At 44.4% G+C, this 23,638-nt stretch carries 23 protein-coding genes, 1 other RNA gene and 2 pseudogenes; 7 read left to right on the forward strand and 19 right to left on the reverse strand.

Annotation, left to right across the window (positions count from 1 at the left end; genetic code table 11):
- Window position 1: 1 nt before the first annotated feature.
- The 5 genes and pseudogenes from VOA_RS11710 to VOA_RS0117580 form a co-directional block, all read right to left on the reverse strand.
- Entirely contained in the window at window positions 2–1,213 is a 1,212-nt protein-coding gene (locus tag VOA_RS11710; protein ID WP_001090699.1) for a TniQ family protein, read from the reverse strand.
- 76 nt (window positions 1,214–1,289) lie between these two features.
- Window positions 1,290–1,591: pseudogene (locus VOA_RS20380) on the reverse strand (hypothetical protein); the annotation flags it as partial.
- Window positions 1,588–2,454: a hypothetical protein gene (locus VOA_RS11705; RefSeq protein WP_000735927.1), complete on the reverse strand. Its 867-nt coding sequence runs from the start codon at window positions 2,452–2,454 to the stop codon at window positions 1,588–1,590. The pseudogene VOA_RS20380 and the gene VOA_RS11705, both read right to left, overlap by 4 nt.
- Window positions 2,454–4,100: an AAA family ATPase gene (locus VOA_RS11700; RefSeq protein ID WP_000415647.1), complete on the reverse strand. Its 1,647-nt coding sequence runs from the start codon at window positions 4,098–4,100 to the stop codon at window positions 2,454–2,456. The genes VOA_RS11705 and VOA_RS11700 overlap by 1 nt, the downstream gene beginning before the upstream one ends.
- Window positions 4,101–4,615: 515 nt before the next feature.
- Window positions 4,616–5,143: a hypothetical protein gene (locus VOA_RS0117580; RefSeq protein ID WP_001080692.1), complete on the reverse strand. Its 528-nt coding sequence runs from the start codon at window positions 5,141–5,143 to the stop codon at window positions 4,616–4,618.
- 101 nt (window positions 5,144–5,244) lie between these two features.
- Here VOA_RS0117580 and VOA_RS11695 point away from each other — a divergent pair, with 101 nt between their 5' ends.
- A complete protein-coding gene (locus VOA_RS11695) occupies window positions 5,245–5,553 on the forward strand; it encodes a helix-turn-helix domain-containing protein (protein WP_000548580.1) in 309 nt (102 codons plus the stop codon).
- A 3-nt stretch (window positions 5,554–5,556) separates the two neighbouring features.
- On the opposite strand, the gene VOA_RS11690 is transcribed toward VOA_RS11695, so the two are convergent.
- The 6 genes and pseudogenes from VOA_RS11690 to VOA_RS11680 form a co-directional block, all read right to left on the reverse strand.
- Entirely contained in the window at window positions 5,557–6,654 is a 1,098-nt protein-coding gene (locus VOA_RS11690; RefSeq protein ID WP_000177823.1) for a TniB family NTP-binding protein, read from the reverse strand.
- Window positions 6,620–8,487 (reverse strand): annotated as a pseudogene (locus tag VOA_RS0117585) (Mu transposase C-terminal domain-containing protein). Before VOA_RS0117585 ends, VOA_RS11690 begins: the two are co-directional and overlap by 35 nt.
- Window positions 8,488–8,489: 2 nt before the next feature.
- On the reverse strand, window positions 8,490–9,113 hold the full coding sequence (locus tag VOA_RS0117590; RefSeq protein WP_000460250.1) for a TnsA endonuclease N-terminal domain-containing protein: 624 nt from the start codon (window positions 9,111–9,113) through the stop codon (window positions 8,490–8,492).
- Between the two features lie 120 nt (window positions 9,114–9,233).
- An RNA gene (gene ffs, locus VOA_RS19070) (signal recognition particle sRNA small type) lies at window positions 9,234–9,330 on the reverse strand.
- 131 nt (window positions 9,331–9,461) lie between these two features.
- Window positions 9,462–11,480, reverse strand: coding sequence for a GGDEF domain-containing protein (locus VOA_RS11685; protein WP_000960869.1), 2,019 nt, complete (start codon window positions 11,478–11,480; stop codon window positions 9,462–9,464).
- A gap of 182 nt (window positions 11,481–11,662) precedes the next feature.
- Window positions 11,663–12,406 carry a hypothetical protein gene (locus VOA_RS11680; protein WP_000603551.1) on the reverse strand — a complete coding sequence of 248 codons (744 nt, stop codon included), beginning with the start codon at window positions 12,404–12,406 and terminating at the stop codon, window positions 11,663–11,665.
- Window positions 12,407–12,456: 50 nt separating this feature from the next.
- Between VOA_RS11680 and VOA_RS11675 the strand changes: the two genes are divergently transcribed.
- On the forward strand, window positions 12,457–12,759 hold the full coding sequence (locus VOA_RS11675) for a DNA base-flipping protein (protein WP_000371944.1): 303 nt from the start codon (window positions 12,457–12,459) through the stop codon (window positions 12,757–12,759).
- A 39-nt stretch (window positions 12,760–12,798) separates the two neighbouring features.
- Here VOA_RS11675 and VOA_RS11670 read toward each other — a convergent pair whose 3' ends face one another.
- Window positions 12,799–13,233: a YbaY family lipoprotein gene (locus VOA_RS11670; RefSeq protein WP_000757091.1), complete on the reverse strand. Its 435-nt coding sequence runs from the start codon at window positions 13,231–13,233 to the stop codon at window positions 12,799–12,801.
- Window positions 13,234–13,383: 150 nt separating this feature from the next.
- Between VOA_RS11670 and tesB the strand changes: the two genes are divergently transcribed.
- Window positions 13,384–14,244: an acyl-CoA thioesterase II gene (gene tesB / locus VOA_RS11665; RefSeq protein WP_000042745.1), complete on the forward strand. Its 861-nt coding sequence runs from the start codon at window positions 13,384–13,386 to the stop codon at window positions 14,242–14,244.
- 10 nt (window positions 14,245–14,254) lie between these two features.
- On the opposite strand, the gene VOA_RS11660 is transcribed toward tesB, so the two are convergent.
- Window positions 14,255–14,710, reverse strand: a complete 456-nt coding sequence (locus tag VOA_RS11660; protein ID WP_176470623.1) for an Lrp/AsnC family transcriptional regulator — start codon at window positions 14,708–14,710, stop codon at window positions 14,255–14,257.
- 124 nt (window positions 14,711–14,834) lie between these two features.
- On the opposite strand from VOA_RS11660, the gene VOA_RS11655 reads away from it, so the two are divergent.
- A complete protein-coding gene (locus VOA_RS11655; protein WP_000337328.1) occupies window positions 14,835–15,902 on the forward strand; it encodes a PLP-dependent cysteine synthase family protein in 1,068 nt (355 codons plus the stop codon).
- Between the two features lie 87 nt (window positions 15,903–15,989).
- On the opposite strand, the gene sohB is transcribed toward VOA_RS11655, so the two are convergent.
- Window positions 15,990–17,051 (reverse strand): protease SohB, encoded by a 1,062-nt coding sequence (gene sohB / locus VOA_RS11650; RefSeq protein WP_009355852.1) that lies wholly within the window; start codon window positions 17,049–17,051, stop codon window positions 15,990–15,992.
- 158 nt (window positions 17,052–17,209) lie between these two features.
- Between sohB and VOA_RS11645 the strand changes: the two genes are divergently transcribed.
- Window positions 17,210–17,953 carry a YciK family oxidoreductase gene (locus VOA_RS11645; RefSeq protein ID WP_001109950.1) on the forward strand — a complete coding sequence of 248 codons (744 nt, stop codon included), beginning with the start codon at window positions 17,210–17,212 and terminating at the stop codon, window positions 17,951–17,953.
- Window positions 17,954–18,043: 90 nt separating this feature from the next.
- Here VOA_RS11645 and VOA_RS11640 read toward each other — a convergent pair whose 3' ends face one another.
- The gene (locus VOA_RS11640) at window positions 18,044–18,481 is read right to left on the reverse strand and encodes a YcgN family cysteine cluster protein (protein ID WP_000106699.1); all 438 of its coding nucleotides are present in this window, start codon (window positions 18,479–18,481) and stop codon (window positions 18,044–18,046) included.
- A 140-nt stretch (window positions 18,482–18,621) separates the two neighbouring features.
- Here VOA_RS11640 and VOA_RS11635 point away from each other — a divergent pair, with 140 nt between their 5' ends.
- Together VOA_RS11635 and aqpZ are read left to right on the forward strand one after the other, a co-directional pair.
- Window positions 18,622–18,873 carry a YkgJ family cysteine cluster protein gene (locus tag VOA_RS11635; RefSeq protein WP_000340590.1) on the forward strand — a complete coding sequence of 84 codons (252 nt, stop codon included), beginning with the start codon at window positions 18,622–18,624 and terminating at the stop codon, window positions 18,871–18,873.
- A gap of 284 nt (window positions 18,874–19,157) precedes the next feature.
- The gene (gene aqpZ, locus VOA_RS11630) at window positions 19,158–19,853 is read left to right on the forward strand and encodes an aquaporin Z (RefSeq protein WP_001046150.1); all 696 of its coding nucleotides are present in this window, start codon (window positions 19,158–19,160) and stop codon (window positions 19,851–19,853) included.
- 105 nt (window positions 19,854–19,958) lie between these two features.
- On the opposite strand, the gene recR is transcribed toward aqpZ, so the two are convergent.
- The 4 genes from recR to apt form a co-directional block, all read right to left on the reverse strand.
- The gene (gene recR / locus VOA_RS11625) at window positions 19,959–20,561 is read right to left on the reverse strand and encodes a recombination mediator RecR (RefSeq protein WP_001260575.1); all 603 of its coding nucleotides are present in this window, start codon (window positions 20,559–20,561) and stop codon (window positions 19,959–19,961) included.
- A gap of 14 nt (window positions 20,562–20,575) precedes the next feature.
- A complete protein-coding gene (locus VOA_RS11620) occupies window positions 20,576–20,905 on the reverse strand; it encodes a YbaB/EbfC family nucleoid-associated protein (protein WP_000467102.1) in 330 nt (109 codons plus the stop codon).
- 70 nt (window positions 20,906–20,975) lie between these two features.
- Complete coding sequence (gene dnaX / locus VOA_RS11615; protein WP_000120784.1) at window positions 20,976–23,063, reverse strand: DNA polymerase III subunit gamma/tau; 2,088 nt, start codon at window positions 23,061–23,063, stop codon at window positions 20,976–20,978.
- A gap of 18 nt (window positions 23,064–23,081) precedes the next feature.
- On the reverse strand, window positions 23,082–23,627 hold the full coding sequence (apt, locus tag VOA_RS11610; RefSeq protein ID WP_000206216.1) for an adenine phosphoribosyltransferase: 546 nt from the start codon (window positions 23,625–23,627) through the stop codon (window positions 23,082–23,084).
- Window positions 23,628–23,638 lie beyond the last annotated feature (11 nt).

Consider the following 23,638-nt stretch of genomic DNA (forward strand, 5'->3'; position numbering starts at 1 on the left):
ATTACCACTCAGGTAGATACACGCTTAAACCGTCATTTTCAGAGCACATTCGAGTCAGCTTTGTTTCGATGACACTTCTTAGGGTGAACGCCGATTCATGACTGGCAATTTTGGTATGCATCCGCGGCCTAATCGCTGCTTTAATCTCACCAAACTCATACAACCGATACACCTCATCCGTTGTGCAAGAAAGCAATGTAGACACTTCTAAGGGGCTTAACAGCACATCGCCTACATTCCCTTTGCTGCTTGAAGGTAGTGTTGCCATTAACTTTGTAAAGTAGGCTAACACTTGAGTGAGCACGCTATTACGCTCTAACTGCCTACTTGGTAACTGGCGGCAATCTTTAAGCAAAGCGCCAAAAACTTCATTGAAAAACGTCTTTTTCCAATCTTTGATTCGAATGAGATCGGCTTTGTTTACCAACTCATCAAGTTCTTCCTTCAACACTCTTGGCCAACAAGAACAATACTCAACAAATGACTCAAAACTGATGTTCTCAATATCACCGTAACGATTAACGTACCATAGTAAAAAACCATATCGCTCAGAGAGCGTCATCACAGCCTTCAATAATCCCAAAGGTTTTGAGTCATTTCCTGACAACCATCGAGCAACCAGTAGCGCAGCCACTGGCGCATCTTCTACCGGTGAGTTTCGGAGTTCAAAACCGCATTCGCATTGGCTAATACTCTCAGTGGTTTGGTATTCCAATCTCGATTGACACTCGGGGCAGTGATGAACCAATTTACAGCCATGGCGCTCACAAGCTTGCTGAGAAAGAAATTGCCACTGCTGGCGAATGTATGGAGCCTCACTAATACATAAAGGGCAAATAGGCGTGAAGCGTTTACCAAGAAAAACGAAAGGATAATCAGCTCCTAACCGATGCACAGCTTTGTATTCGGGAGAAAATTGAGCTTTTGAATGTGACAACGCAAGGCGAAGAGCGCCAAAGTTATTGAGTTTTAATTGGTTCTCAAGATGGATAAGAACTCGCACTCGCATTTGGCTTGTAGTTTGCGCATGGTAGATATTGATTCGGTTGAGCTCAAGAGGGAAAGCACCGGGAATCGCTTCATGCTGCTCCAATGTGTCGAACCAGATGTCTTCAGCAAAATGAGAAAATCGCTCGTAGCCTTGTTCTTGCGATAAGCGCAGCAAGAAACTTTCGAGCGATTCATCAGCGTAAAGTTGAATGTCTGTATTCACATATCACCACTAAAACTTAGAGTATCTAAGTTTTAGTGTAGTGTATTTTCAAATGATTACCAAAATATCGTCAATTCATAGGCGAGAACATGGCAGCATAGCGAATAGCTTGAAGCTTCATCCGTGCGCCGATTTCATCCCGTCTTAGCTCAATGACTACAAAGTTGGCATTTCGAATAATTGCCAGAAGATCAATAAGACGACAGCTGTCTTCCCAGTCGGAAAACTCTTTTTGAGATCACGAGGCAATCTGAGGCAATGGCGTCGATGCATCCTTTAAGTGCTTCTTGCAGATCCTGATTTTCTTGCAGCCCTTCAGCTTCAAAAGTGGTTTGAATTAAAGCGGTCAGTTTTTTTGGGGATGTTGTAGAGACTCATTCCTCCATCAGAGAGTTGTGTTTTTCAACTATCCATTCTTTTGCACTCTCACTGTTTATGATCGAATAGACAAAAATAGACTCCCAATTGTTCGGTGTTGTTTTTTGTCGATCGTGTCTACCTAATACATCTCTCAAAGCTTCGTTCAAGCTTTCAATAGTTATGGTTGCATCTGATGGTAGCGTGTGAATTTTGTCAGAAGGATACTCGCTAAGGCTAGACCACATATCCACCATTTCAGCCACAATGCCCGAAGGAAGGACAACACTCTCCACATGAAACTTGATTGAGGGGAATTCGTTGCAGTTCTGATTGATATATACCAGCCCAAATTTCGCTAACGGGTATTCTGGGGAAGGCTCTATTGAGAAATAAATCTGTCGCTCTGATAAGCAGTCGTCAAAATATGGATGTAGAACTCTTACACCAGTATTGAATTGATTGCAAAATCCTGCAACAACATCTTGCCGCTTAGTATTACAATCACACGCTGGTACTAGGTTTTTCGAAAAAACCGCAAATTCTGGATAGATAGCCTGAGGCAATAAATGATCGAGCGTTCCTGTCCCCAAAGAACCGCACATGGGGCATACGCGCCTAGAAGATCTACGTAGTAATGGGATAAATGAAAAACATTCAGGTTCGCTCGTGTAGTGCGTCTTCAGTGCTTTTGCTAGATCATTACTAATACCTATAGGACCAATGTTCAGTGCATTTCCAGACTGCTGCAAGTAGTTGTGATATGCGCTAGTTACATCTGCTAATCGGTTTCGAAGATGGGGGTAACTACTCATTCTGGTGTTTTCAGATGCTTGTGTAGTCCGCTCTTTATCGTCGTAGGTAGGAATAGGAAGCTTTTTCATTATGCTTCTTCCATCTTCTGGCGCAACTTCATCATTGCAGCTACTGATATTTCGTAACCTAATTTATTAACAATATCTTCAAAAGTTGTGTTTTGCCTTTTGATTCGTCGATACAGTTTCTCTGCGAGTTTACTCTCAGCATCGTCATCAAAGACAAACCTTGATATCGAGTCTACGGGTGCACCAAATGTGGTCAGTCTAGGATTAGAAATACATACGTTGTTCGCTTCTTTCTTAAACACATGAACCTGATCTTGTGGAATTTCTCTCACAAAGTAAGCAGAATGCGTTGCAATAAGAGCCAAGGATCCTGTATTTTCTAAAATTTCATCCAATAGCCCCACAAAATCCGATATCATATTTGGATGCATGTGAGTTTCTGGTTCATCTAATAGAACGAATGAACCGTTCTCTATGTATAAACAACAAAGAATGGCAAACTTCATGAATGTCAGTTGCCCACTACTAAGCGGGTAAGCTTCCCTAGCTAACATTATTTTTGGCTCAGCATTAGGCGCAATGTTGCCCCATCTTTCAAGAGAAGCCTGCTCTCCACCACCCCACCCTAAATCAGCCAAACCAACATATTTCTTGTCTCTTGATTCGATCACCAAACTTTTAATAGGTAATACTTTTGAGATAGCATCAATGAATATATCCCATCGAGTCTTCTTGCCTATACTATCTTCACTACGTGCTAATTGAACTAGCATATCACTAATGGTTTTCGTGGTTTTTGCGCGTCCATTTCGAGTTAAAGATAACCTTCGATAGTATAGCTTCTGGGTTTTTACTCTCTCTGATGGAAAGGTGTTTTGAGTTTCGCCTGGCGTTGCAATAGCAAGTAACCTATTTATTACAGGTCTACCATTACTATCTGAAGTTGAGAGAGAAATGCCTTTATCTGGATATCTCAAAGCAGCTCGACAAAAAGACATGAGAGCTTGGCTTTTGCCCAGGCCATTCCTCCCGATTAGCACATTGATCCTTTTGGGTATAATGCTAGTATGATCATACTTTAATTTTATTTCATGATCATTTTCGAATCCGGCCAATTCATACCTAAGTGTTAACTCTTGGGATATCCCATCGAACTTTTCTTCTTCTACTCCTCCTAACACACTGTCAGCATTATTGAACGCAAAAAAAGAACTTGAATGCCTCATAAATCCCAGTTTAAAAACATCGCTATTCATAGCATGAGGAATCCATTTATTTTTTTTATCTTTGTAAAGAACCAAATCATTTACAATTCGCAGTACCTTTTCTAAGAACTCCGGACCTAGATATGATACTGCATACCTGTAAGCCTCCATATCAGGAAGCATAGTGAAGAAGCCTAATTTATCTAATGCACTTCTCTTTTCTAGTTGCCGTATTATAGGGAGCATCGCCAGATATGATGTCGTTTTGTAGTTTACATTTTTGAGCTCTTCATCTAGTTCTGAGTTTCTTGGATCAAAAAAACCTATAAATGCTCTAACTTCAAAGTTTTTATTCTCTTCATGAGTAAGAACTCTCAATGTACACCCAATTTTATAACCGAAGTCATTCCAAGAGCTATCTTCTGCATAAAGAATAACTTCATTTACTTTTGGAGCACGATTCTCATCTGTAAATGTAAGATATAAATCAGACTTTTCCATTTGTTACCTTATTGGATAGTAAGTAAATAGTATCAGCACCAAAAAAATCCATATAATAATCCGCGCTGGTTCGATGAGTGAAGATTAACTGTTATAAAGATATCATCAGATTAAAGGTCAAAACTAAATATCCGGAAAGGCAGATATGGTAACACAATTTGGCTAATCCCCCTGTACGCCACAAGAACTTTTATCTTTTCAGTAATTTGCAAGAAATATAAATCTAAGAAAGCAAACCGGCAACTTTAAGGCTGCGTTTGTTGGCTATCACCGACACATAACTTTAACTCGTCGCAAATAGAAAGAAGTCCATTCACCATATTAGTGATATTCTTCTGCTCTCTGTAAGGAGGAATAGCTAAAGGAATTGCCCAAAGCTTTTCAGATACTAACTTACACGTGCCATGAGAACTGTGATCCACCAGACCGACCACACTAGCTCTCACCGCTTTCATAATAAGCAACAAAAAGTCGGAATGTAGCTCGCTTTCATATCTTGGTGACCCGCACAAGCATTACAGTGACTCCAATTTACTCAGAGCATTAACTCTTCCCAATAGCTTAGCTGAGTATTCTTTTGATTTGTCATAGAGCGGCTTGATAAGAGCTGACTGAGCAGGAAAATGGGTAAGCACACGCTTATATTCTTCAACTTCCCCTAACAGAATTCTAAGCTCAGCTTCGGACTGCGCTTTTTCTTTGGATATATACCGAATGAAAGGCTGTTGAATGCTATTTGGCAAGCCTGTTTTCGCGGATGGTAAATTTGTTCGATGCGCAGAAATAAACTCTACTGATTTGAACGCAGAGGTTTTGAAATAGCGTGATTTTTCGTTAGCCTGATTGTTTCTTTTCTCAAGGTATCCCCGTTCTGCAAGTTGATAAAGCTGGCGATAAAGCATTTTTCTGAGTTCATTTTTGTTGAATACGCCCACTGTTGCGTACAACAGTCTATTTCTTAGTTCCAGTACCGTGAAACCATCCATTTCTTTATTTATCAATGCCTTATATAGCCATTGGTTAAGGGGTACTTTTCGATTCATTGCACTATTTCACCCATCCAAAACTTAGGATTGCTAAGTATACAAAAATCGGTAAAACTTAGACAATCTAAGTTATCGAAAGGTTGAAAAGAAATGTGTAAGTGCATAAAGACAACCCAATCCCAACGAGGCTTAAAGAAGCCCGCAAAAAAGCTGGCATTACCCAGAAAGATCTGGGTATCAGAATTGGTATGGAACCTAGCTCGGCGAGTGGGCGGATGAACCACTATGAGAAAGGGAGACATGTACCCGATCTTGGCACGCTCGAACGAATGGCTGAAGAGTTAAACGTACCACTAAACTACTTTTTCTGTAGAAACGAGTTAAGTGCTGAACTGGCTTGCGTGATTGACAAAATGAGTGATGAAGAGAAAGCAGCGCTGTTGGACAGCCTAAGCCGTGACAAGTAGCCTCTAAGCTTTAAGCCCATTTTTGCTCAATAGCATGCTCAGCGGAATAGCATCCGTAAAACGAGGGGCTACTATTTTATCTTCAGTGGTGACTGCATTTAAGTGGTAAGCAGAACCAGAGTCAATTTGATGAAGACTAAGCTGCTTTAAAGGACGATCAAACGGGTTATCTAGGTAGGGGAACTTAAATGCAAAAGTGCGTGACAATATTGCTTTGTCTATCGTATCCGCATTGTCGTTGAAGCTAATAAGCAACGCGTCTTTCAAGAAGTGTTTTAACGCTCGACATTCTCCTCGGCACATTGCAAACAAAGGATATAGCAGTTCATTCTTTGTAAGTACTGGTGGCTCATCAAAGCCCATCCTTGAACTCAGACCCGCGACAAATCTGGCAAAATGTTTTTTTTGTTCTAAGTCAAACCCATAAGATGCCGTTCTACTCGAATGACTATTCGCTTTCAACAATTTGAAATAATCTATCTTTCTTCTCCAGCTTAGCCGCGAATTCCATTGTGGTTCTGTCGCTATCACATCAGCATAAGGCATACCCACAAGCACAAAAGAGACTCTTGCTTCTTCACTTATATATTTGAATGTGTTGGCAATAACTTGTCTCTGTTCTGCGGTTGAAAACTCAACAAGCTCTTGAATTTCATTAACAATAATCAGCTCAACAGATTTACGTTTAAGTTGCTTTACAACCGCTTCGCCAAGCGCAATTTCATTACGGCGCCGAATCCCTCGTCCTCCTGATTTACAATCTAAATCAACCAGAAATTGGGTCAGCGTATTCTGTTCATTGATACGACTTGGCACTCTAGTGCTTAATACTGGCTGCTTTCCCCAAGTTGAACCCGATTGAAAGCGTGACAAGTAGTTGTTGATCAAAGCTGTCTTTCCACTTCCAGCCTCACCAGTTAACAAGAAAGATTCTGGTTCACCACCTAAAGAGTGATTGAAACGAAGTTGATCGAAAATGGAGTAGATTTCAGTTATCGCGGGATACTCGATAAAGCAGGTTTCAAAGGACTTTAGCTGCTCAAGCTGCTTTGGCGTTAAATTCAAACTAATACCCTTCAATATCTTCAAAATCATCGTCATCTAAGTACTCTGAGGCATCGGAAACAACCTCAGATTTGAGCCTAACAGGAGTCACGTTGATTGAGCTTGGCCCCTCAGATCCAACATCATTAAACTTTGCTAGTTTCGACGTGTTACCTGTTTTAGGAAGGTTGGGCTTGCTACTTTTAACACGGCGGAATCTATCGGTTTCTTCCTGGATACGTTTTTTCATATATAGAAATGTATCCGCAAGAGCCTCATCATCAGCAAGATCCTTGGTGTTCAGTCTGCGTACTTTTTGTATGCGCTGGTGTTCAAAAAGTGAAAGGCCGTTTGTATATCCGCTGTTGTCTACCGCTGGAACTTTTATGTACTTCTTTTCTGATTCTAGATAAACATGGATGTAGCTGATATCGGAAGGATCTGTTTTGGTTTTAACAAAGAGCTTTTTGCCATCATTAGGTGTGCAATATTTCCGGTATTCAATAAGCTCGGCGGACTGATAGCGTAAGTTATGCAGCCTGATCCCTGCCACTCCAATCGTCCTGTGTCTAAGCAATCCTAACTCTACTCTGAGTTGCTCCTTCTCAGCACCATCATAGTAAGAAGGCGTCCATTTCGATTGGTGCCACTTGTGGTATGGAATCTCACGCTCTCTAGAATCTGGTGCCATGTGGTAATAGTCGACAATCCATTTATGGAGTAATTCAAGAAATACCGATACCCTGACCACCGCATCCTTCTTTGGATTGTAATCTTGTAGTTGAGTAGGATTGGTGAAGGTTTTTCCAGGCAGAGCGTTAACTAACCCTTTATTCATTTGATCGAACAACTTTTCGATCCCTGACTTTCGCCAAGGCTTCGCTGCTTGACTGTATTGAATGTCGGACACCAAAGGCCGTAACGAATCTTCCAAGCTTTGACTCCAAAACTCGGCACCGTTATCGACGACCAAGCAATCAATCTTACCGTGGCAAGGCCACTCATTCTCAATCGATGGATACTTTGCTTTAAGCCAGCTTTTATCCAAAAGTGAATTCAACAGAGCCTTTCTAACAGAGTCAAAGCTTGGCTCTCTAAAGTTGAGACTGCAACCAACAATGCACTTACTGAAACGGTCATAAAGCATCGTCAAATACGGGCGGCTCAAAGGAATATCTAGCTCATCATCAATCAAAATCACTGGAACTGGGGTGTGGTCTATTTCAACAAACTCCATAGGTTTAGTTGCAGCTACCTGCTGACCAACCGAGCGATACTCCCGATCTGCATATCGTTTACCAAATCTCGCAATCGCCACTTCATAAGGGGGTAACTCATTTATTCGATTGTAAAAAGAGCGTTCGGCAATTGGCTTGATTTTTCCTTCAACAATCCCTCGATTCATTTGAATCACTCGACTCTTATAATATCGGTATGCTTCTCTGCAACACTAAGTCGTTCACGTGTCAGGTATACGTTCTGAATTGCCTCGTCAATCAAGGATTGCGAATCCATTTCTTTCTGGCGATTACCCTTAAACGTATGCTTCGGAATAAGTGCCCATGGTTCTCTACCTGCTTCAGAGTAGGATTTTTTCCAAGTTGCTACAGTCCGCCAACTAGGGGGAGTCAGCTGTAATTCTGATTCAACGAGACTTAAGATGGGGTTCAAGTTTTTCTCTGTCCACCCACCTTTCAAGCGCTTCTCTACAAAGGTAATCACTTTTATGCGGCGAAGAACCTCTTCCTGAATTTTTGCTGGCAAACTATCTATGGTCGATGATATTTCAACGGGTTCTAGAATTAGCTCTTTTGGGAGCAATTGTGATTCTTCTTCTGACACTTCAAACTCATCAAAGAACCCAAATATATTATTAGAGTCAGGTGGCATAGTTAGCACCAAACGCAAGTTTCTAGACCAAAGCCAATCGTGTTGAGGTCTGTTTTAACGTGCCCCGAAGAAATCCAAGGTAGAGTAGAAATAAGTGTGTCTTGCTCTGATAGACCAAAATACAAAGACACCTCTTGCAACTTGACCATTTGCTTGCGTTGAATAAAAGCCAAAACTCGCTTTTGAAACTCGGTCACTGTGCGCAATCCAGAGTAGCGGTGTAACAACTTAAAGTTATCTAGCGTTGGTCCCATCCTAATTTGCTTCTCAGTAACGAGTACTAACCGTCTGTTGAACTCACTCAACGCTACTCTCTGTTTCTCTTCAAAGCGCTCCTTAAAATCAGGTTTAAGAATCTGGCTAGAGTGTTTGACCTCGAAGAATGTTGATTGCTCATTGTGACCTATTGCTAAAAAGTCAGGGGTATATCGACACTTACGGTTATTGAATAGATAGTGGAAACCAAAAGGTTGAGAGGTAAAACTTTTGATGTTTGGGTTGTATTCGAGGTGAAAACAGAAATCGAACTCCAGAATGGAGAGAGTGCGAACAACAGCATCATTCTTCAAGCTCATAAACTTACAGATGTTGTGTACGTGAGATGATTTCTTAGTTTGGTCAAACATAGCTAAGTCACTTTTGTTGTAAACCTACAACAAAACGTAGTCTATGCAGACTTATAGTGCAAATTTGCGAAATATTCTGCAATTTATGCGAACTTATTTTGCAAACATCAAGATGGGCGGAGGCCCCAGCCACATCCCGGCACACACATCATCCGCTGTGGCTGCTTCCTTCCGGATCTGACCAGATTCACGAACTAGTGTTGCGGGAGGACCAGGGCCTCCATCGATTTGAGTTTGGATTATCTCCAAAGCGGGTGCGATTATTAAACATCGACTTAGGCAATGCAAGCAATAATCCCCTTTTAAGCCCACATCCTATTCCAACCGAACAGCATTTCACCAATTTGATTAAACGATGTGTAAGGCTTTGACCTCCAAATCATGTTTGAACTGATGGGGTGTTGACTCAATTTTTGAACGATACATAGCAAGATCCGCTTGATGTATAACATCATTAAGCGAGGTGATGCGTTCACGAACCGGAGCAATACCTATAGCTACTGTCACTTCGAAACTGACATCACGTTCTGCATCGACAAACATAAAACGCTCGCACTGCTGAACCACTTGTTGGAGATGTGACGAAGAGGGTTCGCCAATCAAGATAAATTCGTCACCGCCAATACGATAACTACGGCCACGCCAAACATGATCAATACGTTGCGCCAGTTGTCTGAGTACCTTATCTCCAATTTCATGGCCATATTGATCATTAATTGCTTTGAATTTATTCACATCAAGATACACCAATGAATGACGTGCAGATAAACCTCGGCGATAACGGTTATAAAGAGCTCGTCGATTTCGCAGCTTAGTTAAATTATCACTATGTGAAATTCCGTGTAGATAAAAAGCGATGATGAATAACGCTAGTAAGGCCATCGCAAATAACCATTGTGTGCTGCGCCGATATTTTTTTTCAGCTAATAGTGTCGCCCGCCAATCTGGTTGAAAATCATAAGTGTGAATGATTTGTTCGGTATTGATCATTTTGATCGCCCGAGAAAACAATGGTGCTAGCGTTGCCCCTAGTGGGTTTTTAGCAAAGCCAATCGAGATGTCATATTGATAAAATGCACCAATCATGGTGTCTTCTACGATCGGTAACATCTCTTTCGATTCACGAAGCAGGAGATTGAAGTTCGCTCGGCTCAAAACTATGTAATCCACTTCTTTGTTCAATAATCCCTGCAACTTCTCATGCTGATTTGCGTAGGTATACAACCTCTTGTTCGGCAACATTTGCTGCAGTAGCTCTTCAAAAAAATCTCCTTTGACCACACCTATCCGCTCGGCAACGAGTTCAGAAACATTGCTATACACATCATCTTTATAATGTTCACGTTTGACTAGAATTGCCTGTGGCTGGTAGTAACTTTCGCTGTAATAGACAAAATTCCTACGCTGTGGCGAAATGGTTACCGGAGCAAGGATATCAATTTTTTTCTCTTGCAAGTCGGAGAACATATTTTCCCACGTTTCTTGCCCATCACTGACCAATTCACATTTAAGTAGCAACATCTCGCAAGCTTGAAATAGCACATCGGCACTGATTCCCCGAACAGATCCGTCTGGCAGATATAGTGCGTATTGCGGGTTATTCTCTAGCTTTACACGTAATACGCGTTGTGCGTTCAAACCGCTATCATTTACCGCTTGGCGCAGAGCTTGTTTACGAATATCGAGCTGATATTTTTGGATGGATTCGCGTAATAGACGCTGGACATAAGCTGTATGTGCATATTGTTCAATTTTACTCAGTAACTCACCATGCCTACCTTTAGGAGTCACAATTGAGACTGGTTGAATCGGTATTTGATCATTCAGCAACTGAACATCAAGTCCTTTGAGTAACATTGGCTTCAATTGATTTATTGCATCGACAACCCCATCAACACGCCCACTATCCAATAAAGCGATCGCCTCTAAATTCCCTTGGTATTCAGCTTGCTGGATATAGGGGTAGTGCTCTTTAAGCAATTCACCATAAATGGTTCCCTTCGGGATACCCACCGTACGAACGTCACTTAAGCGGAGTCCACCATAGCTATAGAGATAGGTGTATTCAATATTGGTTGGACTTGAAAAATCAAACCTCTTAGCGCGACTATCGGTATAAGTAACGTTTGCAGCAAAGTCCGCCTGACCAGACTCTATCGCCATTAAGATATGGTTAAAACTAGGGTAATTGACGTATTCAATCTCAATGTTGAAATGGTAAGCAATCGAATCAAAAAGGACACGTGTCACCACATCATCGGCTTCGGTGGCGACCACGTAAGGTTGAGAACTAGCTAAGCTGTTGGCGGAAATAGCGATCCAACCAAGCAACAATAAAGCTAGGCGATAAAATGTATTAACTAGCATGAACGTTGAATTTTAGTGTTATTTTTTGCCGCGTATTTTACCGCAAATACGCATAACCCACTATCGATGCTAGGAGATTTATCTCATAGTTCTGAATATCTTTTCACAAAAACTCATCCATACGGCTAATGCAAAGCATCGAATTCCGAATGAGTTGTTTGAATGAGTGCGTTCCGCCTTGCTTACTCCGGAGCTTCTTCTGTACTCTTGAGAACATAATCCGTTGTCCATGCCGTTGCCAATAAACAGATCCAAACAACAAAAACGGGGTTTGGAACATCAGTAGTAGGAGACACGACTAAAGCGGCAAAACTCACACAAGGAAGGCTCCAACCTAGCAAAACGCCCCAATTCAATGAAGCCGTAGTTTTGGAAGCTAAATATTCGCACGCTGCAATAATGCCAGTGATCAACAAAGCCAGTGTCACAGCATAAAATTGCTCTGCCACCCAGAGTGGAATGACTAAAGTCAGAGCCCACCAACTGTGTGAATGGCTCGGTTTCCAACTACGGGATGCCCACCAAATCAACATTACCATCACCATCTGCACCACTGTAACCATAGGAGAACCTTCCAGTTTTCCTGCGGATTGAGTTACCATGATACCGACTTGTAAAGTTAACAAGATCAGTGCGCTCACTAAAATTACACCCCAGTTGCTGCGTGGTGAAAACGCCACCATTAATAATGGGATCAATACCCACTGACTGATAGATAAAGCGATCGGTTGTTGTGGCAAAGTTAAGCCAAAAATGGCAATCGCCACTAGCATTACTGTGCTTGAGAACCCAGATTTGGGCAGCAACCATAGCGCAGGGATCAAAAATGCGATGATAGGAATATCACCATCGCTGAGCCCTGCCACATAAGCGGCAACAATGGCAAAAAGTGTCGCAATCAGAAATTGTACGGCAGACAGTATCATGCCAACTCCCTATACCTATCCTTGGTAAACTTGTTTTGGGCATTTGTATTATGGACCAGTTTTTACAACAGATCTTCGTAGTAATTCACCAAATTCCACTTGGTAAGGTTTCGACTTATGGTGCGGTTGCCCAAATGGCTGGCTATCCGGGTTATGCTCGCCATGTAGGCAAAGCGCTAGGTCATTTGCCTGAGGGGAGTCAGTTACCTTGGTTTCGAGTCATCAACAGCCAAGGCAAAATATCACTGCAAGGGGATGATTTTGTGCGCCAACGGCAATTCTTGTTAGCGGAAGGGATAGAAGTGAGTGATACAGGAAAAATATCACTCCGAAAATACCAATGGCAGCCCTAAAGCTGCCATTGGTTTAATGCATTGGGTTTGCCAACTTATTTATTCGCCACGCACACCAATCAACATCATTTGTACTTGCTTAGTTGCATCAGTATCAGTGATCACACCATAGTGGGTATCAGTAATAAAGCGCAATTTACCATCCACCTCAATGCGTGCACTCACGCTGTAGCGGTGGTTTGCTTTGATTTTACTGCTGTCATACGCCAAGTTGAACTCTAACGGCACTTGCATACCATTAGTGATAAAGTTCTGTTTGGCAATAACCGTTGCAGGCGCATCAGCCAAAGAGACATCTTGTAGATAAACCGTCACTACTGCATTATCAGGCAGGGCAATACGTTCGCGGTACGCAACGCTCCCCGTTATGGATTGCATTTTGTCTTGTGCTTTAGGAGCAGATTCATTCATTTGGCAACCTACGAGTAAAGAACCAAACAGAACAGAGATAACAACAAGTAGAACCTTTTTCATAGGGCCTCACTAACTAATGGAAATATCAGATTTAGAAACATGCAAATTATATGCTGCATGATTATTTATGTCATTGGACAGAGAGATTATTGACAAATATCTGACTAGCATCACAAAATCATCAAAAATACAAAATAGGGATTCTGGGTAATGAGTAAACCGTTAGACGAACTGCTAAGTCTGCTGCAATTGGAAAAACTGGAGGAAGGGCTCTACCGTGGTGCTAGCGAGAATTTGGGACTTCCCCAAGTTTATGGCGGCCAAGTGATCGGCCAAGCGCTGTCAGCAGCACGTTACACGGTGGAATCTGACCGAACTGTGCACTCTTTCCACAGCTACTTTCTCTTTCCTGGCGATCCGGAAAAGCCGATCATTTACGATGTGGAAAATTTGCGTGATGGCAGAAGTTTCAGCACTCGTTGTGTTAAAGCGATTCAAAATGGACGCCCAATTTTCTATCTGACCGCCTCTTATCATGGCGATGCTCCTGGTTTTGAACACCAAAAAGCCATGCCTGTGGTTCCAGGGCCAGAAAATTTCGCATCAGAATCCGAATTGGCGGCACAAATTGCCCATTTCCTGCCAGAAAAATTGCAGCGAGCTTTCTGTGGTGAAAAGCCAATTGAGATGCGTCCAGTCACTGTCATCAATCCATTGAAACCGCAAAAAGCCGAGCCCAAACAGTATTTGTGGATCCGCGCCAACGGCAACATGCCGGATGATCAGCTCATCCATCAATACCTGCTCGCTTATGCCTCCGACTGGGGATTTTTGGTCACCGCCTTGCACCCACATGGTGTTTCTTTGATGACCCCGAAATTCCAAGTGGCCACTATTGATCACTCCATCTGGTTCCATCGCCCATTTAAGATGGATGACTGGTTGCTGTATGCCATTGAAAGCCCGACGGCAAGCAATACTCGTGGTTTAGTGCGTGGTGAGATTTACGATCGTCAAGGCAACCTTGTGGCCACTGCGGTGCAAGAAGGCGTAATGCGTTTTCTTGACTAAATAATCGCGCTTAAAGAGGCAATCTCGTGGTGTATTTCAGTGACTCCATCGCAAAGGTGGAGGTCACTTTATTCAATCCCTCGATGCTGTTGACCAATTTTTTGTAAAACTGATCAAAACACTGCATATCTTTGACCTGCACCTTCATCATGTAGTCGTATTCCCCGGCCATGCGATAAAACTCCATCACTTCAGGAAACTCTTCCACCGCCGTCACAAAGCGGCAATACCATTCATGGGAGTGGTTATTGGTCGTCACCATCACAAACGCCGTGAAAGAGAGTTCGAGGGCTTGGGCATCCAGCAGTGCTACCCGCTCGCGAATCACTCCGCCCTCTTCCATTTTTTTTAAGCGCTTCCAGCAAGGTGTAGTGGTTAAGTTCACCGCTTCGGCTAATTCATTGAGCGAGACGGTGCAGTCTTGTTGCAAAATTGCCAAGATTTGCCGATCAATTTTGTCGAGCAACATACAAACCACCTTATTGGGAGAAAAATTTTCTCCCAAACTACAAAAGCATAGGCAAAATAGCAAAGTTTTTCTCTCCTACCCTAGCTAAACTTATTTCATAACCTAAGGGAGAAACTGGATTATGTGTACCGACCATCAGTGGATTAACAGCGCAATTCGTAAAATTGAAGCAGACTACCAACGCTCTGCTGATACACACCTGATTAAACTCGATTTACCGTGCGTTTCTGGCGTCGATATCTATCTGAAAGATGAAAGTACCCATCCAACCGGTTCTCTCAAGCACCGCCTCGCCCGTTCACTGTTTTTATATGGACTGTGTAATGGCTGGATTGGGCCAGAAACTACCATTATTGAGTCCTCATCTGGCAGCACAGCGGTTTCTGAGGCTTACTTTGCCCGCCTACTTGGCCTACCGTTTATTGCGGTGATGCCCAAATGCACGGCGCGGAAAAAAATCGAACAGATTCAGTTCTATGGTGGAAAGGCACACCTTGTGGATCGCTCCGATCAGATTTATGCAGAATCTCACCGTCTCGCGAAAGAGTTGAAAGGCCATTATATGGATCAGTTCACTTACGCGGAACGCGCCACCGACTGGCGAGGCAACAGCAACATCGCTGATAGTATTTTTAGCCAAATGCAGATGGAACAACACCCCGTTCCGAGCTGGATTGTGATGAGCCCAGGAACCGGCGGCACTTCTGCCACTATCGGCCGCTTCATTCGCTATCAGCAACACAATACCAAACTGTGTGTAGTTGACCCTGAAAACTCGGTTTTCTACGACTACTATCGTACTCGCGATGCGGCATTAACCCGCAATTGTGGGAGTAAAATTGAAGGCATTGGCCGCCCAAGAGTCGAGCCCAGTTTTATTCCTGATGTGGTGGATGAAATGCGCGCCATTCCCGATGCCGCCAGTGTGGCCACCATTTACTGGCTAGAGAAAATTCTTGGCCGTAAAGCAGGGGCTTCCACCGGTACTAACCTGTATGGCGCACTGCAACTGGCGTGTGAAATGAAGCGCCGCGGCGAGCAAGGTTCGATTGTCACTCTACTGTGCGACAGTGGTGAACGCTACCTCGACACTTACTACAACCCTGAATGGGTGAAAAATAACATCGGCGATTTGAGCGAATACCTGCACAAATTGGAGACATTCTCCGCAACAGGCTGCTTGGATTAAACCTTCTCACGCCATCCAATAAAAAACGCGCTTAGGGTTCACTAAGCGCGTTTTATTTATCAGCGTGCTAGCATGTAGCCATACCCATTACACTAATGGACGTTGGCCTCGGCTGATCAGCTTCAGCAACACATTGTCGGCAGCATCACCTGCCACTCCAGCTAATTTGTCAGTCAGTTTTTTCTTCTGCACATAACGCAGCAAAAGCACGGTTTTGTTTTTGCACGCGGCAACAATCAAATCATCGGAAGTCCGAATTTCATCCACCAAACCGAGCGTTTTAGCTTGTGTACCAAACCAATGCTCACCTGTGGCAACTTTATCCAGATCCAACGCTGGGCGATGATCACGAATGAAGTCTTTGAACAGTTGATGGGTTTCTTCCAACTCTAATTTGAACTTATCTCGCGCTTTATCGGTGTTTTCACCAAACATCGTCAACGTACGTTTGTATTCACCCGCCGTGAGTTGTTCAAATTCGATATCGTTCTTTTTCAGTAGCTTATGGAAGTTGGGTAGTTGAGCCACCACACCAATCGAACCAACAATCGCAAACGGTGCACTGACGATTTTATCAGCGATACACGCCATCATATAACCGCCACTGGCCGCTACTTTATCGACTGAAATGGTCAGCGGTAAGCCGGCCTCTTTAATACGATCAAGCTGTGAGGAAGCCAAGCCGTAACCATGCACCATGCCACCACCGGTTTCCAAGCGTAGCAATACTTCATCACCCGCTTGTGCCACCGCCAAAATCGCGCTCACTTCTTCACGCAGTGAAGCGACTTCTTTGGCATCAATGCTGCCATGAAAATCGAGAACAAACAGATGCGGTTCACGTTTGCTTTCCAATTCACCTTCTTTAGCAGCCTGCTTAAGTGCTTTCTCACGACTTTTCTGTTCTGCTTTTTCTTTCTTCTTTTCTGCCTTATCACGCGCTTTTAAAAAGGCGTCGTCATGCAGATAAGATTCTAAACGCTCAACGGTCTCTTTGTGCTGCTCGGTCAGATCGGTGATTTCCAGTTCACCTTTGGCCGCTCCACTGCGTCCACCCAGCGATTTAACCACCACTAGCACTGCCACTAACGCGACTACCACAGTCACAATCTTGGCCAAAAACAGGCCGTAATCTAACAAAAACTCCAAGTGACTCATCCTTCTTCAATGCGAATTGGTGTATTGTAACCACCTTGTCACGAAGACTTAAAGCAAATCCTCTTCCCTGTTACATTCTCCGCGAGGTTAACAAGAAAAAAACGCGGTGTATCAATAGGAAGAACCAAGAATAATAAGGAATGTAAGACGTGAATTATTCAGTCTCAGCAGATGCCCTGAAAGAGAAAGTGATTTTAGTAACAGGTGCCGGTGACGGCATCGGTAAACAAGCAGCGATCAGCTTCGCGGCACATGGCGCTACCGTGATCCTACTCGGTCGCACCGTGAAAAAGCTCGAACACACTTATGATGCGATTGAAGCTGCAGGTTACCCAACCCCCGCCATCGTACCTCTAGATATGAAAGGGGCGACCAAACAAAACTATCTGGATATGGTGGATACCATTGAAGAGCAGTTTGGCCGCTTGGATGGTGTTCTACACAACGCAAGCTTGCTTGGTGTGCTTAGCCCTTTTGATCAAATTGGCGAAGACAGCTTTGATGAAGTAATGCAAGTGAACGTAAAAGCGCAGTTTCTAATGACTCAAGCACTGCTGCCTTTGCTGCACAAATCGGCCGATGCTCGTATTGTGTTTACTAGCTCAACCGTAGGTCACATTGGCCGCGCTTTCTGGGCGACTTACGCGATATCTAAATTCGCCACCGAAGGCATGATGCAAATTCTGGCCGATGAGCTGAGCGACAGTACCATTCGTGTCAATGCGATTAACCCAGGGGGTACTCGTACCGGAATGCGTGCGAAAGCTTACCCAGCGGAAGATGCAGACAAGTTAAAAACGCCGCTCGACATCATGCCCCTCTATTTGTACCTAATGGCACCAGAAGGTCGTGAAGTTCATGGGCAATGTATCGATGCCCAACCGAAGAAATAACGCGGTTTAGTTTTGGCTTTCGCTCAAAGACAAACGCCTTGCGAGAAGCAAGGCGTTTTTATTCCCTAACATCATCGATTAGGAAAGAGCTTAATCTCGGCTCATCAGCACAATGTGATCTTCCCAATCGATCACATCCACTTCATAGACGATTTTACCGCGCACACTTTCATCGGCAGCATGCATGGCGTCTTTAGACCCCGTCAGCAAAGGGTGCCACTCTGGGAGAGTTTGACCACTGCCAAGCAAACGGTAAGCGCAGGTATCTGGCAGCCAGATAAATTCTTCAATCTTGTCTCGGGTGAGTTTTAAACACTCTTCGCCTGAGCTAAAGCGATTTGGGTAATCTTTACAAGAGCAGGTTTCGCTATTGAGCCAGCTACACGCCACATTGGTGTAGTAGATTTCATCCGTATCTTCATCCATGAGTTTGTGCAGGCAACATTTACCACAGCCATCGCACAGCGATTCCCATTCGGCTTCGGTCATTTGATCTAAAGTTTTGCTTTGCCAGAAGGGTGTACTCATTGCATTGTCTTACGGTTAATCAATTGGGGGTCGATTTATACTCTTTGCGCCGCCAAAGTGCAAGGAGAGAGCAAGTCAGTGCATCCTATTGTGCTTTCTGTTAGGATGGCCGCCCATTTTTCCAGCGCAAAGAGTTCATGATGGATTGTCGATTAGGCTGCGGTGCTTGTTGTATCGCACCAAGTATTTCTTCACCCATTCCCGGTATGCCGCACGGCAAACCTGCTGGGGTGCGCTGCATTCAGCTCAATGACGATAATCTGTGCCAGCTATTTGGTCGCCCTGAGCGCCCAAAGGTATGCCATGATTTCAAAGCTTGTCCTATCGTATGTGGTGCAACCAATCAAGCTGCCCTCATGAATTTGACTGAATTGGAACAATTGACCAACTGAACCAGTTGTTACAAATAGGCTATTCAGGTTTTGTTATATACAGCTCCTTCTTCCAACGATCGGCAGATGAATGCTGGAAATCCCATTGAAATCACAAATTCAATAAATTCTCAAATGTAATACTTCGAACATTTCATTGATATATAACGATATTTTTATTTCCCTCTTACACGACCATAACTTTTGTAAACTACACTCGTTGAGGATCATCACTCAACTTCAAGTAGACATACTTACGACAACTTGTTGTCTGATGTCATTTTGAAAAAAAATTAGGAATATACATGAACAAATATCTGGCAGAATCATTCGGTACATTTTGGTTAGTTCTCGGTGGCTGTGGCAGTGCGGTTTTGGCAGCAGGATTTCCAGATGTCGGTATCGGCTTATTAGGCGTATCACTCGCTTTTGGCTTGACTGTACTAACGATGGCTTTCGCTATCGGGCATATTTCTGGATGTCATTTAAATCCGGCGGTGACCATTGGTTTATGGGCAGGTGGCCGTTTTGAGGCAAAAAATGTGCTGCCATACATTATTGCTCAAGTGATCGGCGGCCTAATTGCTGGGGGTGTTTTGTATATCATAGCGACAGGGCAAGCCGGCTTTGATGTTGTCGCATCAGGATTTGCAGCGAATGGCTATGGCCTACATTCACCCGGCCAATACTCAATGACGGCGGCGTTAGTCTCAGAAGTGGTGATGACTATGGTGTTTTTATTTGTGATCATGGGAGCAACCGATAGTCGAGCACCTCAAGGCTTTGCTCCTATTGCGATCGGTCTCTGCCTCACTTTGATTCATTTGATCAGTATCCCAGTAACCAACACCTCGGTTAATCCAGCACGTAGTACTGCTGTCGCAGTGTATGTCGGTGATTGGGCGACCTCTCAACTTTGGCTGTTCTGGGTTGCCCCAATTGTAGGTGCGATTTTAGGTGCCATCATTTATAAAGCCATCGCAGGAAAAGCGAGCGCTTAGTTGGCTTACATACACAACAGTTAAAACCACAAAATGTGTAAATAACGTATGCTGTCAATAAAACAATGCCGCTCATTGAGCGGCATTGTGATTCTTAAGACTGAGTTAAAACAGCTTATGCCGGCCTAACAGCGAATGCGATAAGGTTGTGCCATCCACCAACTCTAGCTCGCCCCCCACAGGGACACCATGGGCAATGCGACTTGCGGTGACTTGATGCTCACGACACAACTCCGCAATGTATTGCGCGGTGGCTTCACCTTCCACAGTCGGATTCGTAGCGAGGATCACCTCACTGATGTCTTTACGCTGTAGACGATAATCCAGAGTATCAAGACCAATATCGCTCGGGCCAATACCATCCAGTGGTGACAGGTGCCCCATCAACACAAAATAGCGACCAGAAAACTGACCGGTAGCTTCCAACGCAGCAATATCTGCTGGGCTTTCGACCACACATAACTGACCATTTTCTTTACGCTTAGGGTTGCTACAAATGTGGCAAATATCCTGCTCGGTAAAGGTTCGGCACTCCTGACAATGACCGATTTCGACCATCGCCTGACTCAGAGCCTCAGCCAGTTGTATACCGCCTTTACGATCGCGCTGTAACAGATGGAATGCCATACGCTGCGCTGATTTTGGGCCAACGCCCGGCAGGCAGCGTAACGCTTCCATCAAATGTTCCAGCATGTGACTGGTACGCATAAATTCAGCTCAGATTAGAATGGCATTTTCATGCCCGGTGGCAGTTGCATTCCACCGGTGATTGAAGCCATTTTTTCTTTTTGCGTCTCTTCGATACGACGAGCGGCGTCATTAAATGCAGCAGCAATCAAATCTTCCAGCATCTCTTTGTCGTCTTCCATCAGACTTTCATCGATGTTGACACGGCGCACGCTGTGGCTGCCCGTTACGGTCACTTTCACAAGGCCAGCACCGGATTCACCAGTCACTTCCATGTTTGCGATCTCTTCTTGCAGCTTTTGCATACGCTCTTGCATTTGTTGGGCTTGCTTCATCAGGTTGCCCATTCCGCCTTTACCAAACATCTTTATCTCTCTGGTTATCGTTGAATGTTTCACATAGTGTGGGGACGAGACACTTCGGTTTCAACCCCAGTTAAATTGGTCGTACGCTGTCGCCATCCAACTGCGCATTAAACCGGCGCTCAATAAATTGCACGTGGGGATCGGCTTGTAAACTGTGTAATGCTGACGTCAGCTTCTGCTGATAGAGGCGCTCACGCAGTTCAAGCGGTGTTTCGCCCCCTTGCCCTACGGTAATACTCAAAGTGCAAGACTCACCAAGAACTTGATTCAACGCTTGTTCTAGCTCTTGCTGGGCTTTCTCATTGTGCAGATGCGCATGGCTTGGACGCAGCGTCAGCGAAATCTGATCGCCTTGGCGAACAAAAGCAGAATTTAGCGCCAATTGCTCAACCATTTTAGCCGTCTGCAGCTGTTGGATCAGAGCCGACCATGCATCTTGTACAACGGCTTCTTCAATCAATTTCACCACCATTTCTGGCGTTTTTTCATGCTCTAACGCTTTCTTCAGTTGCGTCGGTGTGACTTCACTTTTCACCGCGACTTCGATGGGCTGCATTGGACGCCATTGATAGATTTCCTCTTCTGGCTCCGACTCATCTTCATCATTTTGATCTGGCGACACCTGCACTTGCTGTGCTCGCTGCGCAATACGCTCTAGCGCAGATGCAGGAGTAGCAGATGTCGCGTCAGACTTTTTTCCGTCCGCCCCTTTGTTTTGTACTTTTTGTCGCTTGGAGCGCAGTTGATGACGCAGCCCTGCTAGGGCTGGCATACTGGTTTGACTTTGCATATCGGTATTGGTGACAACCGAATCCTCAGCGGTGTTCATCGAGTGGGAATTTTCTCGCTGAACGACCGGAGCCGTTCTTTCCATCTCAGGCTCTTGCGTCATCATCGGCGCTGCCACCGTATTTGACATAACTTGAGTTGGTCTCTGCACAGGTTGAGACACTTGTGAGTGAACGACTGGTTGCACCTGTGCTACAGGAGTCACTTGAGGTGTTGTTTGCGCCATTGTGGATGGCACTTTCATTTGCGCATTCGGCAATGTGATCGCATTCGCCAGTGATACGCTAGATGGACGAAACGCCATCATGCGCAGCATCAACATTTCAATGCCAATTCGCGCGGTGGGCGATAAAGGTAAATCTTGTCGACCTTTCAACGCAATTTGGTAATAAAGCTGCACATCTTGCGGCGTTAACACTTTAGCAAGCGACTCGATTCTTGATGCTTCAGGAACCGATTTATCCAAAGTCGCAGGCAACGCTTGATACATGGCAATTCGATGCAATTGGGTAGAAAGCTGTTGCAATAGGCCATCCCACTCTACGCCATTTTGCGCAAGCGTATCGATGCACTCCATCACCACTTGCGGTGTTTGTTGGCTGATGGCTTGCAATAGATGCAGCGCATGATCCGTGTCTAGCGTGCCGAGCATATGCGCGACGATGTCACTTTTCACCGCACCATTGCCCAGAGCAATCGCTTGATCAGTCAAGCTCAGTGCATCACGCATACTACCATCAGCGGCATGAGCTAACAGATTCAGCGCTTTGTTGTCACAGGCTATCTTCTCGGCGTGCAGAACTTTATCCAACTGCTGCTGAATATTGTCCACACTGATCGGTTTGAGATGGAACTGCAAACAGCGCGACAAGATGGTCACAGGCAGCTTTTGCGGATCTGTGGTTGCCAGCAAAAACTTCACATACTCAGGTGGCTCTTCAAGCGTTTTGAGTAGCGCATTAAAGCTGTGACGCGAGAGCATGTGCACTTCATCGATCAGGTAAACTTTGAAGCGTCCACGCGCAGGTTTGTACTGCACGTTGTCGAGCAGCTCGCGCGTGTCTTCCACTTTAGTGCGCGATGCCGCATCGATCTCAAGCAGATCAACAAAGCGTCCTTGGTCGATTTCTTTACAGGTTGCACACTCACCACAAGGAGTGGCGGTAATCCCCGTTTCGCAATTGAGCCCTTTCGCAAACAGACGACCTATAGTGGTCTTACCCACACCTCGGGTTCCACTGAACAGATACGCATGGTGCAAGCGGTTTTGCGCCAAAGCGTTCTCTAAAGCGGTTAAAACATGGGATTGTCCGACCACTTCGTTAAATCGTGTCGGACGCCATTTGCGTGCTAAAGCAAGATAACTCATTCCAATATCCGTTGTCGGTTAGTGACCTTCAAATTCACAGATGCTGTAAACCTGCAAGCCTAACCCTTCAAGGCGCTTATCACCACCAATTTCTGGCAGATTGATGACGAAGGCTGCGTGCTCAACTTCACCACCCAATTGGCGGATCAGCTTAGTGGTCGCTTCAATCGTACCGCCAGTTGCCAGTAAGTCGTCAACCACCAACACTTTGTCACCGGTTTTGATCGCATCTACATGAATTTCCAGTGTATCTGTACCGTATTCCAGTTCATAAGATTGTGCAACGGTTTGGCGAGGCAGCTTGCCTGGTTTACGCACAGGAACAAAACCCACGCCCAGTTCTAATGCCAAAGGAGCGCCAAACAGAAAGCCACGCGCTTCTGTACCAACGACCTTGGTAAAACCCATGTCTTTGTACTTATCCACCAGAAGTTGAATCGTCGCTTGATACGCTTTGGCATCTTCTAGCAAGCTGGTGACATCACGAAACAGAATGCCTTTTTTGGGATAGTCTGGAATGCTTTTGATGCTGGATTTGATCAGAGAAAGAGTTTCAGTTGTCATAGTTACTTTAG

It is taken from the genome of Vibrio sp. RC586, assembly GCF_000176715.1.
Lineage (GTDB): Bacteria > Pseudomonadota > Gammaproteobacteria > Enterobacterales > Vibrionaceae > Vibrio.